The following is a 25,658-nucleotide window of genomic DNA, read 5'->3' as shown; positions in this document are numbered from 1 at the left end:
GACACGGTGTTCACGATCACAGCACGGTCCCGACGATTTCCGGACCGGACCGTGACAACACTTCCAGTCTTCTAACCAGGGAACACGCCGTCGAACCACGCACTCCGGCACGCGTTGACCGGCCACTCTCGCGGGTGGACGACGTAGCACTGCGTGTACATCCCGTTCACCCCGTTCACCCCGGTACGGCCAGCTCGAACCAGACCGTCTTGCCGTTGTCTCCCCGACGGGTACCCCAGCTGCGCGAGGAGCCCGCCACGAGCTGGAGGCCGCGGCCGCTCTCGTCGTCGGGGCCGGCGGCGCGCTCGCGCGGCGGGTCCGGGAGGGGGTCGGAGACCTCCACGCGCAGGGTGTCGCCGAGCTCCGGGGGGCGGACGAGGCGTACGCCGATGGGGCCGGTGGCGTGTCGCAGCGAGTTGGTGACCAGCTCGCTGACCAGCAGGGCGGCGAGGTCGGCGAGGCCGTCCAGGCCCCAGCCCCGCAGCTGGTCTCGGACCGCGGTCCGGGCGGTGCGCACGGCGCCCGGTTCCGCGGGAAAGGTCCACTCGGCGGTGTCACCTTCGGTGTCGATCACACCGATCACTTCCCAGTCGCTTCCCCCGGCTGCGAGCCCGGCACTGTCCGGTTTCGTGGGGTTAATGGGCACATACCCGATTACCGGAGGGCAGTACCGCGAGAGAGGGCGCACTGTGGTGCGAACGGCTTACGCCGGGAGGGCCGAGCGCCTAGGAGCTCGGGGGGGCGCGGGTGTCGGGCGGGTGCGGCACGGCGGGGGCTTGTCGCGCAGTTCCTCCCCCAGCCTTCGGCCGGGGGTGCCCCCAGCGCCCCTGTTCGTCGGGGCTGCGCCCCGGACTCGATCCGCCTGTCGCGCCCACGCGGCGGGAGCCGCAAGTCCAATGCGGCCCGCGCCCCTGTTCGTCGGGGCTACGCCCCGCGTCCCAGCATGGCGGTGACCGCGCGTACCGCCGGCACGTCCTGGTCCAGCCAGTTCACGTCCCAGATCTCCTCCGGGGTCAGCCAGCGCAGCTCGTCGTGGTCCTGGAGGGGCTTGGGGTCCGGGGAGCCGGGGTGGAGGCGGGCGGTCCACACCTGGAGGACGTACGGGGGCCGCAGGGGCCACTCTCCCGGTACGCGCGTCAGCGTCTGCGCCTCGATGCCCAACTCCTCGCGCAGCTCGCGCACGAGGGCGTGCTCGGGGGTCTCGCCGGGCTCGACCTTGCCGCCGGGAAGCTCCCAGCGGCCGGCCAGCTCGGGGGGTGCGCTGCGGCGGGCCGCGAGGAGGCGGCCGGTGTCGAGCAGGGCGGCTCCGACCACCACGATCCGTTCGCTCATGGGCCGGAGCCTACGGGAGGGTCAGTTCCGGCTGGCCCCGTCCCCGTTGGCGTGACCGATGCGCTCGACCCAGTAGAGCTGCTTGTGTCCGCGGTCGTCGAGACTGTCGGCGATCTTCTGCGCCTCGGCCCGGGTCGCGTACCGGCCGACGCGGTAGCGATTGCCGTTGTCGTCCTGCCGTATGACGAGCCAGGGGAGAGAGACCGTGCCTTCCGTCATCGCGCCCCTCCGCATCTCCCGGCTCCCGTCCATCCCCACCCCACTAAGGAAACCGCACTCCGCATATGCCCGAGCGTACGCCTAACCTTTACGCAGCGAATACGCCTTTTCACAAAGAGGTACGCAACCAGCCAGAACGGTGGGGGCGCACGACAACGAATGCGCCGCTCGCGCGCCCCGTACTTCGGGTCGCGAGCATGGCGAGGACAGCCGGTTCACCTGGGAGAACGGCCGGATTCCAGCGGCGGGCACAGGTTCGTGCCCGAGTCGTGAAGGCGTCAACCATCGCAAGGGTGTGCGCTACTTCACGGTGAGGTGGTAGGTCCGACTACCTCACCGGCAGATGGTAGGAGGCCCGGTAGCGGTCCGCGGGGATGACGACGTCCGCGGTCTCCACCGGGCGGCCGGAGGCGTAGTACGTCCGCTGGATCACCAGGACGACATGGCCGGGGACCCCGCCCAGGGTGAGCAGTTCCTCGGCGAGGCCGGGGCGGGCGCCGACCTCCTCCGTGACGTTGTCCACGACGACGTCGATGGCGCGCATCCGCTCGACCACGCCCATCCCGCCGAGCGGGCCCTCCTCGGGCAGCATCACGGGGGTGCGGCCGGTGACGGCGAGGGGCTCCCAGGAGGTGGAGAGCATCATCGGCTCCCCGGCGTCCCGGAACAGGTACCGGGTGCACATCACGCGGTCGCCGACGTGGATGCCGAGCCGGTCGGCGATCGCGGCGCCCGCCCCGGTCTGCTCGCTGCTGGACTCCCAGGTGCCGCGCGCCGCCGCGTCGGACTGCTCCTGGCGGAACGGGGTGGCGCCGCCGGCCGGACGGTACCCGGAGCGGGCCACCCGCCGGGGCACGGGCCGCTCGCGCACATAGGTCCCGGAGCCGGACCGGCCCTCGACCAGCCCCTCGGCCATCAGCACCTTGCGGGCCTCCAGGGCGACCGTGTCCGAGACGCCGTACTCCTCGCGGATGCGGGCCTGGGAGGGCAGCCGGGTGTGGGGCGGCAGCGAACCGTCGACGATCTTCTTGCGGAGATCACCCGCGACACGCAGATACGCCGGCTGCTCACCGAAAGTCACTGGCCGCTCCCATCAGGTTGTACAGACAGCAACAGCGTGGCAACCGTGGGTTGAGCCATGCAAGCAAAGGCCAGAGAATCACTCGATGTGATGACATGTGGCCCGGGGAGGCTTTGCGCAGGCACTTTCTCCCCGTTATAGCCGCGATCACACCTCCATGCCGGAGCCACTTCCTCCGCTGCCGGAGCCGCCGCCCCCGTCGTCGTACGAGGGCGGGGTCGTGGCGAGGCCCAGAGCCTTGCGGGCGGTGACGGTCCGCTTCGGGTCGAGGAGCGCCGAGCCCTTGTCGTAATGGGCGTAGTACGTGTCCGCGTCCGTGGCCTTCGCGGCCTTCGCCCACTCCGTCCGCGCCTTGTCGAGGTCCGCGATCAGGTCGTCCACCGGCTTCTTTCCGTCCGGGCCCCAGTCGTGCGCGCGCAGCATCGCGGTCTGCTTGCCGAGGGCCGTGGTCACCCGGTCCGCCCACTGCCGGTAGCCGGGCAGGTCGTCCTCGACGTACTCGGCCTCGGGGACGCCGGCGAGGGCGGTGTTGAGGACGTGCGCGGCGTCGAGGTAGGCGACCTGGTCGTTGTCCAGCACGCTCTCGTCGTTGCGCAGCGAGCCGGACAGGGTGCGGCCCTCGGTCGTGTTGCCGAAGACGCAGGCGACCTCCCGGTCGCCGTACTCCCAACTGTCCGCGCTGGGCGTGAAGTAGTACACGTCGACGTCGCCGGGGATCGCCCAGCCGTCCATCGCGTAGCCGTCCTCCAGGCCGTAGCAGCGCCGGTCGGCGGAGTCGCCGACGCTGTCGTCGCCCGGGTAGTCCGAGCCCTTGAGCCGGTAGGTGGCGAAGACCTCGCCGTCGTGCGCCTTCTCGCAGTCCACGACGGTGACGTCGGAGACCAGGTCGCCGGTGAGCGTGCCGTCGGGGGTGTCGAAGCAGTCGCCGGTGGACAGGGAGAGGCTGGAGCTGTCGTTCGCGCCCTCCTTGACGCCCTCCCAGAACTCCGCCGCCCCGCCGGTGGCCAGCACCAGCACCCACAGGGCCAGCCCGAGTGCGGAGAGCACCGACCCGATGACCGCCATCGCCCTGCCGCGCTCACCCCGCCTGCGGATCTGCCCCAGCCCGACCAGCCCCAGCACCAGCCCCACCCCCGGCAGACAGCACAGCAGCCCGAGCACGAGGGAGGCGATGGCGAGCCCGTTGACGGGCGGCTGCGGCGCGTAGGGGCCGTAGCCCTGGCCCCAGGGCTGGTACGGCCCCGGGTACGGCGGCTGCTGCCCGTACGGCGCCTGCGGGTACTGCGGGTACTGCGGCTGGCCCGACTGGGGCGGTGGGTAGGGCCCTTGTGGCTGGTGGGGGCCGGGGGGCGGAGGTATGGACACCGGTACCGTGCTCCTGAGGGGGCGTCGGGCCGCGCGGAAACGGACGGCTGAACTGACGTACGACTGCGCGCATCGTAAGCGCGCCGTGAACGGGGGCGGAATGAGGGTGGGGACGGCGGCCGCGCGCGGTGAACGGGCCGACCGCACCCCGGCTTCCCGGTGGACCACCGCCCCTTCGGCTTCCTCGCCCCGCACCGGGACTCCCGGCTCGCCCTCGCGGCGGGCCGGGTCACGGACCCCCTGCCCTTCCCCGAGTACCCCTGGGAGGACGACGAATGAACGAGACCGTCAGCGCCGTCAACGCGCTCACCGCACGCTGGGCGCGGCAGACCAGACAGGGCACGGTCTTCTCGGCCGCCGGTGTCTGGCCGCTGCTGGCCTTCCTCGCCGACGGCGCCGCCGGCCCGGCCCGGGACGAGCTGACCCGGGCCGTGGGCAGGCAAGCCGATCAAGCTGCCGCCGGTGCCCGGGAGTTACTCACGGGGCTGGACTCGATGCCGGGCGTCGGGTCCGCTCTGGGGCTGTGGACCGACCGGGCGCTGGAACTGCGTGAGCCGTGGGCGGCGGGGCTGCCGGCCGACGCGCACGGGGTGCTCGGCGCCGATCTCGCGGCCTCCCGTCAGGCGCTGGACGCGTGGGCGGCGAAGCGCACGCAGGGGCTGGTCGAGCGGCTGCCGGTGCGGCTCGCCGAGGGCGCCCGGCTGGTGCTGGCGACCGCGCTGGCGCTGCGCACGGACTGGCAGCACCCGTTCCGGGAGACGGTGCTGCGGCCCGGCTCCGGGCCCTGGCAGGGGCGGGTCCTGGCCGGTCTGCATCGCAGCAGCGTCCGGCCCGACCGGATCGGGGTGACCGCGGGTCCGGACGGCCACGTCACCACGCTGAGGATCCCCGGCGACAACGGTCTCGACGTGCATCTGGTGCTCGGCGCCGAGGGGATGGCCCCGGGGCAGGTGCTGCACACGGGCATCGGCGTAGTGGAGCGGGCCCTGCCGGTGACCACCGGCGGACAGCTCCCCTACGGGCCCGCGGGGCCGGGTGTGGTCGTGGAGCGGCAGCCGTCCGTCGCCCCGGACCCCATCCGGCTCGACGTGACCACCCCGGGCTTCACGGTCCGCGCCGACCACGACCTGCTCCAGCTGCACGGGCTGTTCGGGCTCTCCACGGCCGCCGACGCCCGCGGGGGGCACTTCCCCGGGATCAGTGCCGCGCCGCTCGCCGTCGGGGCGGCCGGGCAGTCCGCGGTCGCGGAGTTCGGGCCGCTGGGCTTCCGGGCCGCCGCGGTCACGGCGGTGGTGGCGGCGCCGGGCGGCGGCCCGCCGCAGTACCGGTACGAGTCGACGGTGGTCCGGGTCACCGTCGACCGGCCGTTCGGCTTCCTCGCCGTGCACCGGGAGAGCCGGCTGGTGCTGGTGGCGGGGTGGGTGACGGAGCCGGCGGAGGCCGGCTAGCCCGAGGGCCGCGATGCGTTGTCGTTCGTGCGCGGCGCCGTCGTGGCCGGTCGCGCCCGGATTTCACGTCCCATGGGTTTCCGGGGCGGGGTCGCCTCACCGGCGTGCGCCGGGCACAGCGGCAGCCGTACGGTGAACACCGTGCGGCCCGGTTCGCTGCTGACCTCGGCGGATCCCCCGTGCGCGGCGGACACGGCGGCGACGATGGCGAGGCCGAGGCCGCTGCTGCCGGTGGCCCGGGAGCGGGAGGCGTCGCCGCGGGCGAAGCGTTCGAAGACGCGGGGCAGCAGGTCGGGCGGGATGCCGGGGCCGTCGTCGGCGACCCGGACCGCCGCCTGGCCGCCGGCGGTCCGGACGGTCACGGTGACCTTGGTGCCGGGCGGGATGTGGGTACGGGCGTTGGCGAGGAGGTTGGCGACGACCTGGTGGAGGCGGTCCGGGTCGCCCTCGACCAGTACCAGGTCGCCGGGCATGAGGAACTCCCAGCGGTGGTCGGGGCCGGCCGCGCGGGCGTCGGCCACCGCCTCGGCGAGCAGCGGGCCGAGACCCACCTCCTCGCGGGCCGGCGGGCGCCCGGTGTCCAGGCGGGCGAGGAGCAGCAGGTCCTCGACGAGGGTGCGCATCCGTGCCGGTCGGCCTCCTCCGCCCAGACGTTGTCGAGGAGTTCCGCCCGGCCGCGGACCCGGCCGGTGTGCCGCATCAGGTAGCGCAGCAGCTCGAACTCCCGGGCGGTGAGCCGGACCCGGGTGCCGGCCCGGTGGACCTGCCGGGTCTCCTCGTCGAGGGTCAGGTCGTCGACGACGAGCAGCGAGCCGCCCGGCCCGGCGGCGTCGCAGCGGCGCAGGAGGGCGCGCAGCCGGACCACCGGCTCGTCGAGGTCGAACGGCTTGGGCACGTAGTCGTCGGCGCCCGCGCACAGGCCGGCGACCCGGTCCTCGACGCTCTCCCGGGCGGTGAGGAACAGGACGGGGAGGTCCGGCCGCCAGGCCCGGAGGCGCCGCAGCACCTCCAGGCCCTCCAGGTCGGGCAGCCCGCGGTCCAGGACCACCGCGTCCGGCCGGAAGCCGCGGGCCGCCCGCAGCGCCGTGGTGCCGTCCGGCGCCGGCTCGGTCCGCCAGCCCTCGGCCCGCAGCACCGTCACCAGCAGGTCGGTCAGGTCCTTCTCGTCGTCCACGACCAGGATCCGTGGGGTACCGGTGGATAACTTCATGGCCGGTGACCGTCCACCGCCCGGCCGTGGACCGCGTGGGCGCGGACCGTGAAAGAGCTGTCGGGTCCTGCTGTTCAGGCTCCTGCCGTGATCCGCAGCCTGATCGTGCGGGCCTCGGGGCGCAGCGCGAACTCCGGCCACACGTCCGGTCCGCAGGCGCGGGAGCCGAGGCCGTGCTGGGCCGCGTCGATGATGAGGTGGCTGGTGGCGGACTCCGGGAGTTCGCAGGGGTGGGCGGCCCGGGCGATCTGCTGCGGTGTGTGGCGGGCGAGGGTGAAGCCGGGGCGCCGTCCACGGGTGTCGGGGAGGGCGTCGATGCGCAGCACCTCGGCGTCGCCGCTGGTCAGCGTGAGCCGGCGCAACCGGGAGCGGTGGCCGGTCTCCTGGGGGCGCGCGTAGTCCACCGAGAGGTCCCGGACGGTGGCCGAGAACCGGCCGGTGCGGGCCGCGCGGAGGCTGTCGGGGTAGGACTCCAGCGGGCCCAGGCCGAACCACTCGGCGCCGTCCACGGGGGCCGTGCCGTCGGGCAGTTCGAAGCGGACCCCGATCCGCGGCCACACCGTCGTCCAGCCGCGCCCGGGCTCGATCTCCACCCGCAGTTCCAGTTCACCGTCCTCGACCGACCAGACCGACTCCACCGTCACCGAGAGCGTCGAGTCCGCGGCGGAGACCCGGTCGACGGTGCGCAGGGCGTCCCTGGCGTGCTCCACGCCGATCCGGCGTGCGGTCAGGCGGTCGAGGCCGTCGCGGCGCCACAGGTCGGCGCTGGACACGTCGGCCGTGCTGTTGTCGCTGCCCTCCAGCCGGTCGGCGGTGCCCTCGTCGTTGTCGGTCGGGGCGCGGAACAGCTCCAGCCGCGGCCCGGTCACGGCCCGCCCGGCGAGCCGGGTGAGGGATCCGCCGGTGAACTCGGCGATGCCGAGCGTGCGCGTTCCCTCGCCGGGCCGCCAGCCGGTCCGGCGCCGGACGGCGGGCACCGGCCGCGGCAGCGAGCGGTCCAGCTGGGCGGTGGCGACCTCGTGCCCGGCCGGGGCCCAGGCCGTCTCCGTCGCCAGCACCGCCTCGACCGTCAGCCAGGTCTCGGCGTCCGCGGCCACCTCGACCGGCGGCAGCGGCACCCGCTCCGACGCGCCCGCCGCCACCGCGGGGACCTCCAGCTCCCCCGCTGCCGCGGGCGTTCCGTCGTGTTCGACGCGCCAGCGGAACCGCAGGTCGGAGGTGTCGGCCGAGTGCCGCAGGTTGGTGACGGCGAGCTGGTCGCCGTCGAGGGCGAACCGGATCGGCTGGACGACCGCCTTGAACTCGTGGAGGCCGGGCGTCGGCACGTCGTCGCTGAGCACCATCCCGTCCATCACGAAGTTGCCGTCGTGCACGACCTCCCCGAAGTCGCCGCCGTAGGCGTAGTACGGCGTCCCGTCGGGGGCGGTGGCCAGGATGCCGTGGTCGCGCCACTCCCAGACGAAGCCGCCGTGCAGCCGCGGGTGGCGGTGGACCAGTTCCTCGTACTGGTCGAGGGCGCCCGGCCCGTTGCCCATCGCGTGGGCGTACTCGCAGAGCAGGAACGGCTTGGTGCGCTGCCGGGCACCCTGGGCCGGGGTGCAGCCGAGCAGCGGCGCCTGCGAGCCGTCGGTGCCGATCTGCTCGGTCTCCGGCACGGTCGAGTACATCCGGGAGTAGACGTCGGTGTAGTCCCCGGTGTAGTCGCCCTCGTAGTGCACGGGGCGCTCGGGGTCGCGGGCGTGCACCCAGGCGGACATGGCGGCGAGGTTGGCTCCGGTGCCGGCCTCGTTGCCGAGCGACCACATCACGACGCCGGGGTGGTTCTTGTCCCGCTCGACGGTGCGCTCGATACGGTCCAGGCAGGCCGCGCGCCAGGCCGGGTCGTCGGTCGGGTTGCCGGTCCAGCCGGCCTTTTCGAAGCCGTGGGTCTCCAGGTCGCACTCCAGGACGACCCAGAAGCCGAGTTCGTCGGCGAGGTCGAGCAGCCGGGGGTGCGGCGGGTAGTGGCTGGTGCGGATGGCGTTCACGTTGAACCGCTTCATCCGCGCCAGGTCGGCGCGGGCGTGCGCCTCGTCGAAGACCCGGCCGCGCTCGGGGTGGGCCTCGTGCCGGTTCATGCCGTGGAAGACGACCTTGCGGCCGTTGACCAGGAACCGGTCGCCGCGGATCTCGACCGTGCGGAAGCCGGCCCGCAGGGCGATGCTCTCGGCGGCCGAGGACACGGTCACGTCGTACAGCCGGGGCAGTTCGGCCGACCAGGGCTCCACCTCCGGGACGTCGACGGGCGCCACGTCGGCCGCCGTCTCCCAGACCTGTTCCACGCCCAGTTCGGGGATGCGCAGGGTGACCGGGAACGCGGCCGCGTCGGCGGTGACCTCCGTCTCGACGCGCCCGCGCCCGTCGTCGTACCCGGTGCGCAGCCAGACGTCCTCGATGCCCCCGGCCGGGCGGGCGAGCAGGGTGACGTCCCGGAAGATGCCCGGCAGCCACCACTGGTCCTGGTCCTCCAGGTAACTGGCGGCCGACCACTGGTGCACGCGGACGGCGACGACGTTGTCGCCGGGGCGCACGGCGGAGGTGACGTCGAACTCGTGGGCCAGCCGGCTGCCGCTCGCGCCGCCGATCTCGACGCCGTTCACCCACACCTTGAACAGCGACTCGACCCCGTCGAACCGCAGGACGACCCGCTCGGCGTCCGGCCAGCCGGCGGGGAGGTCGAAGTGGCGGCGGTAGTCGCCGGTGGGGTTCTCGTCCGGGACGTGCGGCGGGTCGATCGGGAACGGGAACTGGATGTTCGTGTACGACGGCCGGCCATGGGCGCCGTCGCCTTCCAGCACCCAGTGCGCGGGCACCGGGATGCTGTCCCAGCCCCGGTCGTCGAACTCCTCGGCGGAGAAGTCCGACGCCACGGCCGCCGTGGGCGACAGCCGGAAGCGCCAGGGGCCGTTCAGGGAGAGGGCCGGTGCGTCGGAGTGCAGCCAGGAACGGGCCGGGCGCAGGGCGCCGTGCCAGGGGGCGGGGTCCGAAAGATACGCGGTGAGCTCGGAGGGCAAGACGTCACAACTTTCCTGAGGATGGGGCGCCCCGAGGGGGCGCTGGGGTACCCCCGGCCGAAGGCTGGGGGAGGAACTGCGCGACCAGCCACAACGGACCCGCAGACGACATACGACACATCGCGGCCCTGCCGGCGGAGCGCTCAGCGGAGGACGACCGTGCGGATCTCCCAGGGGCCGAGGTCGAGTTCGAGCCCGTCCCGGACCGGTTCGGGGGCGAGCGGGCGGCCGAGCAGATCGACGGTGGTCGCCTCGGTGAAGGCGCCGGTCACGCGGACGGCCGTCGGGGTGTCCCGCATCGCGGCCAGCCGGAGCTCGGTGCCGGGTCCGTGTTCGGGGTCGGTGATCCGGCGGATGCCGGACACGTGCACGTCCCGGCCGTCGACCCGGACGCCGGCCGCGTCCGGGGGCAGCGGGGCGCCACCGGGCCCGGTGCCGCGGGTGACCAGGGCGTCGTTGCGGAACTCCTCGGCGAGGGCGACCGCGTTCGCGCCCTGCCAGCCGGCCGCCCAGGGCAGTACGGCGAACCGGTTCTCGATGCGCATGCCCAGGTCCTGGGCGCCCGGGGCGGGGATCTCGCTCGCCGCGGGTTCGTCGCGCAGGGGGTGGATGTTGACGCTGATGGAGCCGATGGCGCGCAGCAGGGTGAGGGCGAGGGCGGAGCCGTCGTCGACGAGTTCGTACTCGGCGGAGTGGTCGAGCAGGACGGTGGCCGGGCCCGCCGACACGAAGGTGCTCGCCGGGAAGGTCGGCAGGGGGTACTCGCCCCAGCCGCCCTCGGCGGTCAGGCCGCGCTCGGTGACGGCGAACTGCCCGGCCGACGCGGAGGTGGTGACGGGCAGCGGCAGCGGGACGTGCAGGCGCAGCCGGTGGTCGGCGGACCGGTTCAGGAACGACGTGGAGATCCGGACGAAGGGCTCGCCCGCGCGGACCTCCACCAGCATGTCCACGGGGGTCGGGACGGTACGCCCGCCGCGCCGGTCGCGGTCGCCGTCGGCGAGCGCCTCCGGCCACTCGTAGACGCGGGTGACGCGCAACCGGGCCCGCAGCGGGCCGCTTTCGAGGAGTTCGACGCCGATCCGGACCGGCTCGGAGACGAGCACGTCGTGGGCCGGAGGGGCGTAGTTGTAGCTGTCGCCGCGGTCGCCGCCGTCCACCAGGCGGCCGACACCGGACAGGACCGTGCCGTCGACGCCGGTCACGTCCAGGGTGCCGTCGGCGGCCACGGCGACCTCGACCAGGCCGTTGGAGAGGGTGTCCGCCGTCGCCGTCGCCGTCGCGGGCCGCGGCGCCGGGGCGGCGGGCCGGTCGTCGGCCGCCCCGACCCGGAAGGCGGCGAGCCCGGCGGCGGGCACGGGGACGGCGACCAGCGCGGTGGCCCGGGCCTGGGCGAGGGTCCGCACCCGCCACTCCCCCGGGTTCGCGGCGGCCGCGGCGGCGACCTCGGCGCGCAGGGTCATCAGGTCGAAGGGGCCGTCCGGGACCTCGGCGAGGTGGAAGACCAGGGAGTTCGGGGTGAGTTCGCAGCCGTTGATCAGGAGGCCGAACAGCTCGCGGCGGTGGATCCGGCGCAGCACGCGTTCGAGCCGGGAGGCGTCGAGCCGCTCGTCGCTGAGGACGGTGGGGGCGTGGGAGACCAGCTGTACGGGGTGGGCCGCGCCGTCGGCGGTGGTCGCGACCAGCGTGCTCCCCTCCGGCGCGGCCACCACGTCGACCTCGACCAGTGCGGTACGGGGCGACGGCAGCGGGTTGGCGACCAGGTGGGCGTCGCCGGGCACCCCGGCGGCGGGCTCGGCGAGGGCCGCGTCCCGGACGGCGCGGGCGGTCTGCGCGGCCTCGGCGAGACGGGCCGCGACCTGGTCGCAGGTCTCGTCGGTGCCGGAGCCGACCACGGAGTCGTGCGCGGTGGACTCGATGATCTTGTGCCAGGCGAGGGCGAGGAAGGCGGAGTCGTCGCGGCCGGACCACAGGGCGTTCATCCGCTCGGCGTGGTCGACCGTCCGCTCGGCGGCGGCCATCCGCTGCTTGAGCCCGAGCCGGACCGACAGCACGCCTGGGAGGATGTTGCCCCGTACGTGACTGCGCAGCTCACCGGTGACGACGGCGGTCACCTCGTCCCGTACATGCCCCCGGATGTACTCGTCGAGGGTGGCGACGGTGAGGGGCCGCTCCTCGCCGGAGGCCTTGCGCAGCCACTCCGCCAGCCGCGGGTCGGGCGCGTTGTGGTCGGTGCCGGCCATGGCGAGCACCGGGTCGCCGCCCCACCGCCCGGCCGTCATCCCGGCGTACTCGGCGAGCGCGCTGCGGATCCGGTCCGGTACCAGCAGGACGTCGAGGCCGTTGTCGTACCCGTCGAAGAGGAACTCGGTGCGCACCTCGGAGCCGTCGGGCGCGCGCCAGCGGAAGGCGTGCCCGTCGACCGTGCCGGGCACCCCGCGCCACAGCGCCGCGTGCTCGATGCCGGCGCGGGCCAGGATCTGCGGCATCTGCGCGATGTGGCCGAACATGTCCGGCAGGTAGCCGACCGGCATCGCGCCGCCGAGCCGTTCGGCGGCCGCCCAGCCCATCTGGAGGTTGCGGACGACGGTCTCGCCGGAGCAGAGGAACTCGTCGAGCAGGATCAGCCACGGCCCGACGGCCAGCCGGCCCTCGCGGACCAGGGCGGCGACCCGGTCGCGGTTCTCTGGCCGCATCTCCAGGTAGTCCTCGACGGCGGCCATCTGCCCGTCGACGGTGAACCGGAAGTCCGGGTCGGCCTCGGCCGTCTCCAGCACGGTGTCGAGGGCGGTGACGAGCCGGTGCCGGAACACCTGGAACGGCTCGTACCACTCGCGGTCCCAGTGGAAGTGGGGCACGAAGACTGCCGGGTTGGGCATCGCGGGGAACACCTTCTGTGCGTGGGAGGTCACTTGAGCGAGCCGGCGGCGAGGCCGGTGCGCCAGAACCGCTGGAGGAGGATGAAGACGACGATCACCGGCAGGATCGACACCAGCGAGCCGGTGATGATGGACTCCTGGAGCAGGGGGGAGCGGGCGGTCTGGCCGTTCCACTCGTACAGGCCGAGGGTGATCGGGAAGAGGGACTCCTTCTGGAGCATCACCATCGGCAGGAAGAAGTTGTTCCAGATGGCCACGAACTGGAACAGGAAGATGGTCACCAGGGCCGGGGTCATCAGCCGGAACGCCACCGAGAAGAAGGTGCGGAACTCGCCGGCGCCGTCCAGCCGCGCCGACTCGATCAGCTCCTGCGGCACCGAGGCGTTGGCGAAGATCCGGGCGAGGTAGACGCCGAACGGGCTGACGATGCTGGGCAGGAACACCGCCAGGTAGGTGTTGACGAGCCCGGTCGCCGAGAACAGCAGGAACAGCGGCAGGGCGAGCGCGGTGGTGGGCACCAGGACCCCGCCGAGGATGACGGAGAACAGGAACTCCCGGCCGCGGAAGGTGAACTTGGCGAGGGCGTAGCCGCACAGCGCGGAGATCAGGGTCCCCACGGCCGCGCCCAGCACCGCGTAGAGGACGGTGTTGAGGGCCCAGCGGCCGAAGATGCCGTCGCTGCGGGTGAACAGGGTGTGCAGGTTGTCGAACAGGTTGAAGTGCGAGAACGCCAGCCCGTTGGTGGCGGCCAGGTCGCCCTGCGGCTTGGTCGCCGCGACGACCAGGAAGTACACCGGCAGCAGGAAGTAGACGGCCAGCAGCAGCATCAGCCCCATGGCGGCCGTACGGCTGACCCGGCTCTCGCGGTCGATGGTCGAGTTGCTCACAGTCCGGCCTTCTTCGAGGTCAGTCGCATGAACCCGAAGCTCAAGACGAAGGTGATGACGGCGATGACCACGGAGATGGCCGCGGCCTGCTGGTAGTTGTTCCCGGAGGCCACCGTGTAGGCGAGCATGTTCGGCGTGAACGTGCTGGAGATGTTCGAGGAGATCTGCCGCAGCACGGCCGGCTCGGCGTACAGCTGGAGGGTGCCGATGATCGAGAAGACGGTGGTCAGCACGATCGACGGCGCGATGATCGGCACCTTGACCCGCCAGGCGATCGTCCAGTTGGAGGCGCCGTCGAGCTTCGCGGCCTCGTAGAGCTCCTGCGGGATCGACTGCAGCGCCGAGAACATGATCAGCATGTTGTAGCCGGTCCACAGCCAGGTGGAGACGTTCGCGGCCGACCAGAGCACGGCGCCCGGGCCGAGGAAGTCGGGGTGCAGCCCGATGCCGTTCAGCAGGTCGACGACCGGGCTGAGCTGGGGCGAGTACAGGTACGACCACATGATGGCGGCGATCACGCCGGGCACCGCGTACGGCATGAACGCGACGATGCGGAAGAACCCCTTGGCCCGCAGCAGGGGCGTGTCGAGCAGCAGCGCGATGATCAGGGCCACGAACAGCATGACCGGCACCTGCACGACGCCGAACAGCCCGATGCGGCCGATGCTGGACCAGAACTCGTGGTTCTGGAGCACCTGCCCGTACTGCTCGAAGCCGCCGAAGGTCGTGTACGAGGTCCCGTACTGGCCGCCGGAGCGGCGCACGACGCGGAAGCTCTGCCAGAGGGCGTAGCCGACCGGCACCAGGTAGAACAGCAGGAACGGCAGGAAGAACGGGGTCACGAAGGCGGCGACGGTGCCCGCCCGGGGGCCGCCGCCGTTCGGGCGACGGCGGCTCCCGGACGTGGTCCGCCCCGCGGCCGGACGGGTTGCGAGGTCGGTCATACCGCGGTCACTTGCCCGCCGTCGCCGGGATCGCCTGGTCCTTCATCGACTTCAGAGCGGCCGCCTGGGCGGTCGCGAGCGCGTCGTCGAGGGTGCCGCTGCCGGCCGCGGCCTTGGCCATCGCGTCCTGGAGGGCCAGGTTCACGGTCTTCTGCGTGGGGCCCCAGGCGAAGCTGGTGTCGATCTTCTTGGAGGCGTCGGCGAAGACGTCGAAGATCTTCTCGTTGTTGTAGTACGGCACGCCCTGCTTCAGCGCGGGCAGGTCCAGGCCCGCGGTGGCCGCCGGGTAGAGGCCGCCCAGCTTGTTCTCCATCGCCAGGGCGTCCGGGTCGGTGTTCAGCCAGGTGTTGAACTCCACCGATTCGTAGAGGTGCTTGCTGCCCTTCATGAACGCGACGGTCGAGCCGCCCCAGTCACCGGAGGAGCCGTTCGCGCCCCACGTCGGCATCGGGACGATGGTCCACTTCCCGGCCTGCTTGGGCAGGTTGTCGCGGAACATGCTGTAGCCCCAGGCGGCGCCCACGTAGGTGGCGAGCTGGTCCTTCTGGTACGCCGCGTACATCTGGGTGGAGCCGTGGGCGAGGTCGGTGCGCACGACCTTCTCGGAGATCAGCTTCTGCCAGTAGTCCGCGACCTGCCTGCTCTGCGCCGAGTCGACGGAGACCTGCCACTTGTCGCCGGAGTAGCCGTACATCCTGGCGTCGTTCTGCCAGAGGAGCCCGTTGAACCACTCGGCGTTGTTCGGGTCGAAGAACGTCATGTCGAGGTTCGGGTCCGCCTTGTGCAGCTTCTCGGCGGCCGTGGCGTACTCGTCCCAGGTCGTGGGGATGGCAACGTTGTACTTCTTGAAGAGGTCGCTGCGGACGTAGAGCGCCATCGGTCCGGTGTCCTGCGGGATCGCGAAGACGCCGGTGTCACCGAAGCTGGTCTGCGACCAGGTCCACGGCACGAACTTCGACTTGGCCGCGGTGGCCGCCTTGCAGGCCGAGGCGTCCACGAAGGCGCTCTGGGTGCGCAGGTTGGGCAGTTCGTCGTAGCCGACCTGGGCGAGGTCCGGGGCCTTGTCCGCCTTGAGGGCGTTGCCGAGGGTGCCGTACTGGTCGTTGGAGATGTTCTTCGTCTCGACCTGGATGTCCGGGTGCTGCTTGTTCCACAGGTCGACGACCTTGTCCATGCCCGGAACGGTGTTCCAGTACTGGAGGGTGACCTTGCCCTTCGCGGGGTCGCAGGAGGACGCGGACGCCTTGTCCGACGAACCGGACGAGGAACACCCGGCGAGTACGACGATGCCTGCGGTCGCGGCTGCTGCGGCGAGGCGGGTGCGCGTGGCTGTGCTTCTCATGTCTTCCGTTCCAGAGAACGCCTGGCCACGGGGCACAGGCGGGTCGACGTTGACACCTGGAGGCGGATGCCTTCTGGTTGGAATTGGGTTCCGGGAGCGGTAACGTGAGCGCTCACGGGAGCGGTAACGGGAAGTGATTGGGAGTGTGGGCTTACGGACGCCGGAGTGTCAAGGTTTCTACCCACCGGGGCATACTCGGTGTCCCTGCGACGCTGGCGCGTCGGCAATTACGCGGAGGTGAGTGATGGCGTCGTCGGGGACCGGACCCCGTAGGGTCACGATCGACGATGTGGCCCAGGCCGCGGGCGTGTCCCGGCAGACCGTGTCACGGGCGCTCAACGACAAGGGCGAGATCGGTGTCTCCACCAAGCAGCGTGTTCTCGACACCGCCCTGGCGCTCGGCTACCGCCCGAGCCGGTTCGCCCGGGGGCTCGTCCGGCAGGACACCATAAGTGTCGGCCTCGTCATCCCCGACCTGCTCAACCCGTTCTTCACCGAGGTCGCCGCGGCCGCGCTGGAGGCGGCCCGGGACCGTGGCTGGCACGTCGTCGTGTACGACACCGGCGACCGGCCCGAGGAGGAGCGGGGCACGCTGGAGGTGATCGCCTCCCAGGTCGACGCCGTCGTGGGCTATCTCAGCCTGCCCGAGGACGAGATCGACAAGCTGACCCGCGGACTCCCCGTGGTGCTCATCGACCGCGAGCACCGCACCCAGCGGTTCAGCTCGATCCGGATCGACGGCGAGAGCGGCGTGCACGCGGCGATCAGGCATCTGACCGCCGCGGGACACCGGCGCATCGGCATGCTCGAACACGCCGAACGGTCCGAACCGAGCATCCGGCACCAGTGGTTCGACGCCGCGATGTCCGCGTGCGGGCTGGACCCGGGCTCCGTGGCCCGCGCCGACCAGAGCGTCGAGGGCGGGGAGAGCGCGCTCCAGGAACTCCTCGCCGGGCACCCGGACCTGACCGCCGTGTTCACGTTCAACGACATCATCGCCATCGGCGCGCTGCGCGCAGCGCGCCGGCTCGGCCGGCAGGTCCCCCGGGACCTCGCCCTGGTCGGCTTCGACGGCCTGCGGCTCGGCACGCTGGTCGAGCCGCAGCTGACCACGGTGGCCCTGGACACCCGCCGCCTCGGCGCCCTCGCGGTCGAACAGGCGGCCCGGCTGCTGACCGGCGGCGACCCCCTGCCCGCCGAACAGCTGACGGTGGGGGCGGAGTTGCGGGTGCGCGAGTCGGCGTAGGGGCGACCGGGCGGACCGGGCTCAGGGCCGGGGGGGGGTGACGGAGCCGTCGGATCTCCGGACGTGGTTCCCGTCCGTCATACGCGGACGGCCTGTTCCTCCTCCACGATCCGCCGCCGAAGGTGAACCACGGATGACTGTGGGCGGTACGGGAGTTGTCCGCATGCGCATCGCGAGAGGCTGCGCGAGAGAGAAGGTGCGACCAGGTCACATGGGGTGGATTGTGTGGTTTGATGCGCGGGCCGCGACCGCGCGCCGCGTCCTTCCGCAGTGAGGAGGCCGCCTGAGGCGCCGGGCGGCTCGGGGGAAGGCGGTCGCGCGGGGAGCGCGGTCGCGGGGGCTGCATGGACCGGGCATCGGAGGGGGTTCTCGTCGTGGGTGCTGACAGACGCGGCGGCATACGGAAGAGACGTACCGGTTGGCGCGGGCTGGTGCTCGCGGTGACGGGCGCGCTGACGGCGGGGCTGATCGGCGTGGGAGTCCCGCAGGCGCGGGCCAGCGAGACCACCGGGTCGGTGGACTCGCTGCGGACCGGCTGGGACCAGGGTGAGGGAGGCCTGAGCGCGGCGGACGTGCGGTCGTCCTCGTTCGGGCAGTTGTGGAAGGCCCCGGCCCAGCTGGACGGGCAGATCTACGCGCAGCCGATCGTGGTCGGCGCCACGGTGGTGGCGGTCACCGAGAACAACATGGCCTACGGCCTGGACCGGACCACCGGCGCCGTGCTGTGGCACCGGAGCTTCGGGCCCGCGTGGCCGGCCGCGACGCTCAGCTGTGGCGACCTGGCGCCGAACGTCGGCAGCACCGGCACGCCGGTGTACGACCCGGCGTCCGGCGCGGTCTACCTGACGACCAAGGTCGACGACGGCCCGAACGCGCTCAACCCGCACTGGTACATGCACGCGCTCGACCCGGTCACCGGCGCGGAGAAGCAGGGCTTCCCCGTGACGATCCAGGGCTCGGCGTCCAACGACCCGAGCCAGTCGTTCCTGCCCGCGTACGAGATGCAGCGGCCGGGGCTGCTGCTGCTCGACGGGATCGTGTACGCGGGCTTCGGCGGGCACTGCGACGCCAAGCCGTACCGCGGCTACGTGGTCGGCGTCAGCACCACGTCGCCCTCGGTGACGTCGATGTGGGCGACGGAGACCGGCGCCAGCAACAGCGGCGCCGGCATCTGGCAGTCCGGCGGCGGGCTGGTCTCCGACGGTCCCGGCCGGATCTTCGTGGCCACCGGCAACGGCGTCAGCCCGGCGCCCGGCCCGGGCACCTCGCCGCCCGGCACGCTCGCGGAGTCCGTGGTCCGGCTCCAGGTGCAGCCCGACCGGAGCCTGAAGGCCGCGGACTTCTTCAGCCCGTCCAACGCGCCGACGCTCGACCAGCAGGACACCGACCTGGCCTCCGGCGGCCCGGTGGGCCTGCCGGACAGCTTCGGCACCGCCTCCCACCCGCATCTGCTGGTGCAGCAGGGCAAGGACGGCCGGGTGTTCCTGCTGGACCGCGACCACCTCGGCGGGCGCTCGCAGGGCCCCGGCGGCACGGACGCGGTCGTCGGCGTCACCGGGCCGCTGAAGGGCCAGTGGGGCCACCCCGCGGTCTGGGGCGGTGACGGCGGCTACGTGTACGTCGTCGGCAACGGCGGCTCGCTGACGGCGCTGCACCGCGGCGTGACCGCCAAGGGCGACCCGGCGCTGAGCGTCGCGGGCGCGAGCCAGGACTCCTTCCCCTACACCAGCGGCTCGGCGGTGGTCACCTCCGACGGGACGCGCTCGGGCAGCGCCCTGGTGTGGGTCGTGTGGTCGGGCGGCCCGACGGGCGTGGGCGCCCAGCTGCGCGCGTACAACCCGGTGCCGGACGCGAACGGCGTCCTGAAACTGGTGTGGTCCGCGCCGATCGGCACCGCGCCGAAGTTCGCCGTCCCGGCGACCGACGGCAACCAGGTCTTCGTCGGGACGCGGGACGGCAAGGTCTACGCGTACGGCAACCCGGTGGGCAGCCCGCTCAAGGGCGGCCCCGTCGACTTCGGGACGGCGCAGGTCGGCGACACGGCGAGCACCGACGTCGTCCTGACGGAGAACCAGAACCCGTCCAAGGCGCTGGCGATCAGGTCGGTCGGCGTCGACGGCCCGTTCACCGCGGACACCTCGTCGCTGCCGGCCTCGATCCCGGCCGGCGGCCAGCTCACCGTGCCGGTCACGTTCCGGCCGACCGCGGTCCTGGGCGCGAGCGGCACGCTCACCGTCGTCACGGACGCGGGCACCTTCGCGCTGAGCCTGCACGGCGTCGGGACCAGGCCCGGGCTGGCCGCGTTCCCGGGCACGGTGTCCTTCGACAACCAGCCGACGGGGACCGCGGCCACCGCGAACGTCCAGGTGACCAACACCGGTACCGAGCCGGAGACCATCACCTCCGTCACCTCGCCCACCGGGCCCTTCAGCGCGGACAATCTGCCGAGCGCCGACCCGGCGGACCCGACGGTCGTCCCGGCCCAGGGCTCGGTCGTGCTCCGCGTCGGCTACGCGCCCACGGCCACCGGCCGGGACTCCTCGTCGATCACGCTGACGAGCACCAGCGGCACGCTGACCATCCCGGTCGAGGGCAGCGCGATCAGCGGCCAGGGGCACCTGCTGCTCACTCCCCCGTCGCTGGCGTTCGGCGGGGTCACCCGCGGCACGTCGGTCACCAAGTCGTTCACCGTCACCAACTCCGGGAACGTCCCGGTCACGATCACCAAGGCGAAGGCGCCGGCCGGCGTGTTCACCAGCGCGGACCCGCTGCCCGAGGGCCTGGTCATCGGTCCCGAGCAGAGCGTGCGGCAGACCGTGACCTTCTCGCCGACCACCGTCGGCGCCCGGTCGGCGTCGTACGAGATCACCGGCGACGCCGGGCAGGGCGCGATGCTGGAGGCGCTCAGCGGCACGGGCACCCCACCGCCGGCGCAGCTGGGCACGCTGCTGGCGCGGGACGCCTCCGGCGTGCTGTGGCAGTACCACGGCACGGGCGTGCCGGCGGCGCCCCTCGCACGGCGCCTCGGCGTCGGCCCCGGCTGGAACACGTACAACCTGATCACCAGCGTCTCGCGGGTGATGTCGGACGGCAGCGGCTCGGTCGTGGCCCGCGACGGCACGGGCACGCTGTGGCTGTACCAGGGGACCGGCAACGCGGCGGCTCCGCTCGCGGCCCGCAGGAAGGTCGGGCCGGGCTGGGGCGGTTACACCTCGCTGACCGGCACGGGCGACGTGACGGGTGACGGCCGGGCCGACCTGGTCGCCCGCGACGCCAGGGGCGGCCTGTGGCTGTACCGCGGCACCGGCAGCGCCACCGCCCCCTTCGCCGCCCGCACCAGGATCGGCACGGGCTGGAACATCTACAACGCGCTGACCGGCACGGGCGACGTGACGGGTGACGGCCGGGCCGACCTGGTCGCCCGCGACGCCGGGGGCAGCCTGTGGCTGTACCGCGGCACCGGCAAGGCCGCCGCCCCCTTCGCCGCCCGCACCAGGATCGGCACGGGCTGGAACATCTACAACGCGTTCGCCGGACCGCGCGACGTCACCGGCGACGGCAAGGCCGACCTCCTGGCACGCGACACCACGGGCACGCTCTGGCTCTACCGGGGCACCGGCAACGCCGCGGCACCGTACGCGGCGCGCGTCAGCGTCGGGCCCGGCTGGAAGATCTACAACTCCCTCGTCTGAGCCCACGGCGGCCCCGGCGAACGACGGGCGGCGCGACACCCGGGAAGGGTGCCGCGCCGCCCGCGTGGCCGGAGCGGTGCCTCAGGCCTCGCTGCCCGCGAGCAGGGTGAACAGGGGCGCCAGGCCGGAGGCGCGGACCGAACTCGCCAGCGGGGCGAGTTCCGCGCAGATCTTGTCCACGCCCTCCTCGCCCAGCACGGACAGGCCCCCCGACCAGGACAGGTCGTCGGTCTGCCGCTCCACCTTGTCGCGCAGTTCCCGGCCCGCTGTGGTGAGGGCACCGGAATCGGCGTCCAGCAGGCCGCGGGCGACCAGCGCCTCGGCCGCCCCGGACCACTCCTCCGGTGTCCAGCCCCGCAGTTCGCGCATCATCTCGTGCTGACCGAGGTCGGCGACGAGCAGGTGATGGGACTGGAGTCCGGTGACGCCGGCGGCGACCCAGGCGGCCAGATGCCCGTCGCCGCGGTGTTCCCGTACCGTGCTGGCGAGCTGCCACAGTGCCGCGACCGGGTCGTCCGGGAGCGGGAGAGCGGCGTTGGCGGCGCCGAGCGGGCGTCCGGTCGTCTCGAGCGCCGACGGCAGTCCGGCCAGCCGCGCGACCAGTGGCCCGGCGATCTCGTCGGTGACGCCGGCCTCCCGGAGCAGCTCGCCCGCAAGGGCGTTCCGGCGCTCGAGGCACGTCGCCGGCGGCACCAGCGCCCACGCGGCGGGGATGGCCTTGCCCACCATCTCCGGCGCGAAGCCGCCGAACGTGGCGACCACCGTCGCGGTGTCCACCGCGCCGAGCGGAGCCGAGCGGAAGGCGAGCAGGGTCATCCAGAATCCCCGGAGGCCGAGCTCCTTCCCGGCGTCCCGGGTGTGCGCCACGGACAGCGCCGGCTGGTAGAGCGTCTCCAGGCTGTGCCAGAGCCGCCGTGCCGGGTGCGCGCTCATGCGTCCACCGCTTCCGGGACGCGGACGATCAGACCGGAGCCCTGGCCGCCGCCACCGCACAGCCCCGCGGCACCGACGCCGCCACCGCGCCGCCTGAGTTCCAGCGCGAGCGTGAGCACGAGGCGGGCACCGGACATGCCGAGCGGGTGCCCCAGCGCGATCGCGCCGCCGTTGACGTTGACCTTCGCCTCGATGTCCTCGCCACTGAGCCCGAGTTCGCGCGCGGAGTGCAGGCCGACCGCCGCGAACGCCTCGTTGATCTCGATGAGGTCCAGGTCGTCGACCGACAGGTTCTCCTTGCCCAGCGCATGCTTGATCGCGTTGGACGGCTGCGCCAGCAGGGAGTTGTCCGGACCGGCCACGTTGCCGTGGGCGCCGATCTCGGCCAGCCATTCGAGACCCAGCTCCTCGGCCCTGGCCTTGCTCATCACGACCACCGCGCATGCGCCGTCGGAGATCTGCGAGGCCGAAGCGGCGGTGATGGTGCCGTCCGCGCCGAACGCGGGGCGGAGCTTCGCCAGTCCCTCGGCCGTGGTGTCCGGCCGCACGCCCTCGTCGGTGCCGACCACGACCGGATCGCCCTTGCGCTGCGGGACCTCGACCGGCACGACCTCCTCGGCGAAGCGGCCGCTGCTGATCGCGGCGGCGGCGCGCCGGTGCGAGCGCGCGGAGAACGCGTCCTGGTCCTCGCGGGAGATGCCGGCCTTCGCGCTGTGCAGGTCGGTCAGGGCACCCATGAGGACCTGGTCGAAGGGATCGGTGAGACCGTCGTGCGCCGTGACGTCGAGCATCTCGACCGGCCCGTACTTGGTGCCGGAGCGGGAACCGGGCAGCACGTGCGGGGCATTGGTCATCGACTCCATGCCACCCGCGACCACGATGTCGAACTCGCCCAGGCGGATCTGCTGGTCGGCCAGGGCGATCGCGTCCAGACCCGACAGACACACCTTGTTGACGGTCAGGGACGGCACACTCATCGGGATGCCGGCCTGGACCGCGGCCTGACGCGACGGGATCTGCCCCTGACCGGCCTGCAGCGCCTGCCCCATGATCACGTACTGCACGGCCTCCGGCGCGAGGCCCACGCGCTCGAGCGCCCCCCTGATCGCCAGGCCGCCGAGGTCAACCCCGGATAAGTCCTTCAGCGAGCCCAGCAGCCGGCCCATCGGCGTGCGCACCCCACCGACGATGACAGAGCCTGACATGTTTCTCCCACTCGACGACGACTGATGTCCTCTGATTCTCGGACCCGGCGATCAGCTGGTCGACCCCCCGGGAGTGTTGTTCGCGTGGGGCAGGCCCAGCGCGATCACGGCTCCGAGCACGCCTGTGGCGGCCATCAGGAGCGCGGTGACAAAGCCGGCGTGCGGTGCGTCGGAGGGAGCGTGCATGAGGTTCAGGAGCACCGAGCCGAAGACCGCGACGCCGATGACCTGGCCGAGCTGCATCACCGTGGTCAGCACGCCGCTGGCGTCCGCCGCGTTGGCCGGTGGCACCTTCCGGAGCGAGATGGCGAACAGCGGGCTGAACGCCGACCCCATGCCGAGGCCGAAGAGCAGGATGCAGATCTCCATCCAGACGGAGAGGTGACCGGCGTCCATGGCGAGAGCGAGACCGACCAGCGCCGGCATGGTGAGCAGCAGACCTGCCGAGGGCAGCAGACGATGCCATCTCGCGGGCAGCTTGCCCCAGTTCAGGCTGGCGAAGCCAAAGGCGCACGCACTGGGCAGGAACACCAGCCCCGCGGCCAGCGCGCCGTGGCCCAGGCCACGCTGCACGAAGAACGCGATCAGGAAGAGGATGCCGCCGTAGTTCGCGGTGGCGGCGAGCAGAGCCAGCGCGCCCGCGGCCAGGCCGGGCGCGCGCAGCAGCTTGCCAGGGACCAGCGGTGAACCGCCGGCCCGGCCCGACCGGCCTTCGACCAGGGCGAAGGCCAGCGTGAAGAGCACGCTCAGCACCAGGCTCACCCACGTCCACGCGGGCCAGCCCAGCTCGTGCCCGAGGACCAGCGGCAGCACCAGCGCGATCACGGCGAGGGACAGCGTGGCCAGGCCCGGCAGGTCGAGCTTGCGGGACGGATTGCCGGGGTCCTTCGGCAGCGTGCGCGCTCCGGCGATCAGCAGCACCAGACCGATGGGCACGTTGACCAGGAACACCGGCCGCCATTCGCTGCCGAAGATGTCGGCACTGACCAGAACACCACCGGCGATCTGGCCGACGATCGCGCCGCCGGCGATCACCGTGGCGTAGGCGCTGAGCGCCTTGGCCCGAGCGGTGCCCGCGAAGTTCAGCTGGATGAGGCTGAGCACCTGCGGCACCATCAACGCGGCACCGGCACCCTGCACGAACCGGAAGACGATCAGTGCCACAGCCGTCCATGCCACGCCGCAGGCGAGCGACGCCGCCGTGAAGACGGCGGCGCCGGTGAGAAACATCCTCCTGCGGCCGGCGAGGTCGCCGAGCCGCGCTCCGGTGATCAGCAGCACGGCGTAGGTGATGATGTAGCCGGCGACGACGAGCTGCAGCTCGGCGCCGCTGGCGTGCAGGTCGGTGCCGATGCTGGGTGCCGCCACGTTGGCGATGGCGACGTCGAGGATCGCGATGAACACCCCGGTCAGCAGAACGGCGAGCAGTCCGCGCGACGACGTCTCGGCGTCGCGTGCGACCACCGTGTTGTCCGACATGCTGCGTCCCCCTACTGGGCGAGCGCCTGGAGGCGCTGCTTCGCTCGGTCGGGCAGGACGTACTCGCCGTCTCGTTCGATCTTGTCGTACAGCTGCTCCACACGCTCGTAGTGAGCGTCGAGGTTCTGGTCCAGCAGGTGGTACTCGGACTTGTTGTACACACCGAACTGAAGGTCGGTCATCAGCCCGAACGGGTTGATGTGTTCGGTGTTCCGGGTGCCGAACACGAGGTACAGGAACTCGTCGATGCCCTCGTACCCCAGCGTGGTCAGCAGGAAGTCGATGGAGTCCCGTTTGCGGGTGATCTGGTAGTCGCGTTCGTCCGGGTCGACGATGAAGTCGAGGCCGCTGGACATGCCCGGCGGGTAGTGCACCTTGTTGAAGCAGCGGAAGTCGATCGTCAGCCGGTCCTTCGGCGAACCGGGCAGCGTGCCGTCGCCGTGGGCCCGGTAGTTGTCGAAGACCAGCGCGTCGCCGACCCGCGAGTCGCAGTAGTAGCCGGGAGACGGCGTGTCGGCGTACCGCTTCTCCCAGTACTTGGCCATCAGGAAGTCGCGCACGGTCGGCAGGTCGATCTCGGAGAGCTTGCCCTCCAGGAACAGGTAGAGGGCCTTGTCGACGGCGGCCTTCTCCTCCTTGTCCACGCCGTGTTCCATGATCTTCTCGTACGCGAACTGCAGGTTCGGCGCCTCGACCTCGGCCTCTTCGAAGATCACGAAGGGCTGCCGGTCGAGCGGGGTCGGTGTCACCGCGGTGTGGAAGCTGCGGTACTCGGTGGGGAAACCGAGCCGCTTCTTCACCAGCGACGGGATCTGCAGCGCGATGCCGCTGGCCGAGTGGGTGCCGTAGGAGCGCTTGTTCGCGGTGACCACGAAGGCGTTGACCACCGCGGTCTCGACCTCGGGGAAGTGCTTGTGGACGATCTCCTGGTTCAGGTCGTAGAAGCGTTTGGCCGACGGTATGAACAGCACGCAGTTCTCGAACATCGTCGACAGCGGGAAGTAGTTGCCGATCGAGGCCTCGGCGAAGCTCTCCTGGATGACGGCCTGGCACCGCAGCTGCCGGGCCAGGTTGTCGGCGAGGCCGTCGTCGAGGTTCATCTGCTCGACGACGGTGGGGGTCGTGTCCGGATAGAAGCAGCTGGGGTTGAGCACGCGCTTCGGCGGCAGCCGCGACTCCACCTCCCCGGCGTCGACCGGGTACTTGTCCAGAACCGGCATCAACTTCTCGGCGTGCGCGCCGGCGGACGTGTGCAGGAACGTCCCGCTGGGCTGGTAGGTGCCCGTCACGGTGGGTTCCTGCTCGGATTCTGCACTCATAGCCGTTCCACTCTCCTGTCGATCCGG

General features: G+C 72.3%; 19 protein-coding genes. 3 read left to right on the top strand and 16 right to left on the bottom strand.

Going from position 1 to position 25,658, the window contains the following annotated elements; translation table 11 throughout:
• Positions 1 to 175: 175 nt before the first annotated feature.
• The 5 genes from ACFY6U_RS40765 to ACFY6U_RS40745 all read right to left on the bottom strand — a co-directional run bounded on the left by ACFY6U_RS40765 (position 176) and on the right by ACFY6U_RS40745 (position 3,997).
• Positions 176 to 583 (bottom strand): ATP-binding protein, encoded by a 408-nt coding sequence (locus ACFY6U_RS40765; protein ID WP_390046594.1) that lies wholly within the window; start codon positions 581 to 583, stop codon positions 176 to 178.
• A 341-nt stretch (positions 584 to 924) separates the two neighbouring features.
• Positions 925 to 1,332: a (deoxy)nucleoside triphosphate pyrophosphohydrolase gene (locus ACFY6U_RS40760; RefSeq protein ID WP_390046592.1), complete on the bottom strand. Its 408-nt coding sequence runs from the start codon at positions 1,330 to 1,332 to the stop codon at positions 925 to 927.
• Positions 1,333 to 1,353: 21 nt separating this feature from the next.
• A complete protein-coding gene (locus ACFY6U_RS40755; RefSeq protein WP_351489951.1) occupies positions 1,354 to 1,551 on the bottom strand; it encodes an SPOR domain-containing protein in 198 nt (65 codons plus the stop codon).
• A gap of 328 nt (positions 1,552 to 1,879) precedes the next feature.
• The gene (locus tag ACFY6U_RS40750; protein WP_294005575.1) at positions 1,880 to 2,632 is read right to left on the bottom strand and encodes a GntR family transcriptional regulator; all 753 of its coding nucleotides are present in this window, start codon (positions 2,630 to 2,632) and stop codon (positions 1,880 to 1,882) included.
• 147 nt (positions 2,633 to 2,779) lie between these two features.
• Positions 2,780 to 3,997, bottom strand: coding sequence for a DUF4190 domain-containing protein (locus tag ACFY6U_RS40745; RefSeq protein WP_390046590.1), 1,218 nt, complete (start codon positions 3,995 to 3,997; stop codon positions 2,780 to 2,782).
• Positions 3,998 to 4,272: 275 nt separating this feature from the next.
• On the opposite strand from ACFY6U_RS40745, the gene ACFY6U_RS40740 reads away from it, so the two are divergent.
• On the top strand, positions 4,273 to 5,445 hold the full coding sequence (locus ACFY6U_RS40740; protein ID WP_390046588.1) for a serpin family protein: 1,173 nt from the start codon (positions 4,273 to 4,275) through the stop codon (positions 5,443 to 5,445).
• Here ACFY6U_RS40740 and ACFY6U_RS40735 read toward each other — a convergent pair.
• The 7 genes from ACFY6U_RS40735 to ACFY6U_RS40705 all read right to left on the bottom strand — a co-directional run bounded on the left by ACFY6U_RS40735 (position 5,442) and on the right by ACFY6U_RS40705 (position 15,757).
• Positions 5,442 to 5,918: a sensor histidine kinase gene (locus ACFY6U_RS40735; RefSeq protein ID WP_390046586.1), complete on the bottom strand. Its 477-nt coding sequence runs from the start codon at positions 5,916 to 5,918 to the stop codon at positions 5,442 to 5,444. The genes ACFY6U_RS40740 and ACFY6U_RS40735 overlap by 4 nt on opposite strands.
• Positions 5,804 to 6,655 carry a response regulator transcription factor gene (locus ACFY6U_RS40730; protein ID WP_390046584.1) on the bottom strand — a complete coding sequence of 284 codons (852 nt, stop codon included), beginning with the start codon at positions 6,653 to 6,655 and terminating at the stop codon, positions 5,804 to 5,806. Before ACFY6U_RS40730 ends, ACFY6U_RS40735 begins: the two co-directional genes overlap by 115 nt.
• A gap of 74 nt (positions 6,656 to 6,729) precedes the next feature.
• Positions 6,730 to 9,708, bottom strand: coding sequence for a glycoside hydrolase family 2 TIM barrel-domain containing protein (locus ACFY6U_RS40725; RefSeq protein ID WP_390046582.1), 2,979 nt, complete (start codon positions 9,706 to 9,708; stop codon positions 6,730 to 6,732).
• Positions 9,709 to 9,851: 143 nt separating this feature from the next.
• On the bottom strand, positions 9,852 to 12,584 hold the full coding sequence (locus ACFY6U_RS40720) for an alpha-mannosidase (protein ID WP_390046580.1): 2,733 nt from the start codon (positions 12,582 to 12,584) through the stop codon (positions 9,852 to 9,854).
• Between the two features lie 29 nt (positions 12,585 to 12,613).
• On the bottom strand, positions 12,614 to 13,420 hold the full coding sequence (locus tag ACFY6U_RS40715; protein WP_351489999.1) for a carbohydrate ABC transporter permease: 807 nt from the start codon (positions 13,418 to 13,420) through the stop codon (positions 12,614 to 12,616).
• A 47-nt stretch (positions 13,421 to 13,467) separates the two neighbouring features.
• Positions 13,468 to 14,415, bottom strand: a complete 948-nt coding sequence (locus ACFY6U_RS40710; RefSeq protein WP_390046578.1) for a carbohydrate ABC transporter permease — start codon at positions 14,413 to 14,415, stop codon at positions 13,468 to 13,470.
• Between the two features lie 7 nt (positions 14,416 to 14,422).
• Positions 14,423 to 15,757 (bottom strand): ABC transporter substrate-binding protein, encoded by a 1,335-nt coding sequence (locus ACFY6U_RS40705; protein WP_390046576.1) that lies wholly within the window; start codon positions 15,755 to 15,757, stop codon positions 14,423 to 14,425.
• Positions 15,758 to 16,001: 244 nt separating this feature from the next.
• Between ACFY6U_RS40705 and ACFY6U_RS40700 the strand changes: the two genes are divergently transcribed.
• Positions 16,002 to 17,003: a LacI family DNA-binding transcriptional regulator gene (locus ACFY6U_RS40700; RefSeq protein ID WP_390046574.1), complete on the top strand. Its 1,002-nt coding sequence runs from the start codon at positions 16,002 to 16,004 to the stop codon at positions 17,001 to 17,003.
• Between the two features lie 374 nt (positions 17,004 to 17,377).
• On the top strand, positions 17,378 to 20,695 hold the full coding sequence (locus ACFY6U_RS40695; protein WP_390046572.1) for a choice-of-anchor D domain-containing protein: 3,318 nt from the start codon (positions 17,378 to 17,380) through the stop codon (positions 20,693 to 20,695).
• 81 nt (positions 20,696 to 20,776) lie between these two features.
• Here the strand turns inward: ACFY6U_RS40695 and ACFY6U_RS40690 are convergent, their stop codons facing one another.
• From ACFY6U_RS40690 to ACFY6U_RS40675, 4 genes are read right to left on the bottom strand one after another with little or no spacing between them, the layout of a single operon-like run.
• Positions 20,777 to 21,628 (bottom strand): hypothetical protein, encoded by an 852-nt coding sequence (locus ACFY6U_RS40690; RefSeq protein ID WP_390046571.1) that lies wholly within the window; start codon positions 21,626 to 21,628, stop codon positions 20,777 to 20,779.
• A complete protein-coding gene (locus tag ACFY6U_RS40685) occupies positions 21,625 to 22,833 on the bottom strand; it encodes an acetyl-CoA C-acetyltransferase (RefSeq protein WP_390046569.1) in 1,209 nt (402 codons plus the stop codon). The genes ACFY6U_RS40690 and ACFY6U_RS40685 overlap by 4 nt, the downstream gene beginning before the upstream one ends.
• Before the next feature lie 51 nt (positions 22,834 to 22,884).
• Positions 22,885 to 24,312 carry an MFS transporter gene (locus ACFY6U_RS40680; RefSeq protein WP_390046567.1) on the bottom strand — a complete coding sequence of 476 codons (1,428 nt, stop codon included), beginning with the start codon at positions 24,310 to 24,312 and terminating at the stop codon, positions 22,885 to 22,887.
• Positions 24,313 to 24,323: 11 nt separating this feature from the next.
• Positions 24,324 to 25,631, bottom strand: coding sequence for a hypothetical protein (locus tag ACFY6U_RS40675; RefSeq protein WP_351489982.1), 1,308 nt, complete (start codon positions 25,629 to 25,631; stop codon positions 24,324 to 24,326).
• Positions 25,632 to 25,658: the final 27 nt, after the last annotated feature.

Source organism: Streptomyces sp. NPDC013157, assembly GCF_042899865.1.
Classification (GTDB): Bacteria; Actinomycetota; Actinomycetes; order Streptomycetales; family Streptomycetaceae; genus Streptomyces.
Note: the sequence above shows the minus strand (reverse complement) of the source record. Positions and strands in the feature narration are given on the sequence as shown.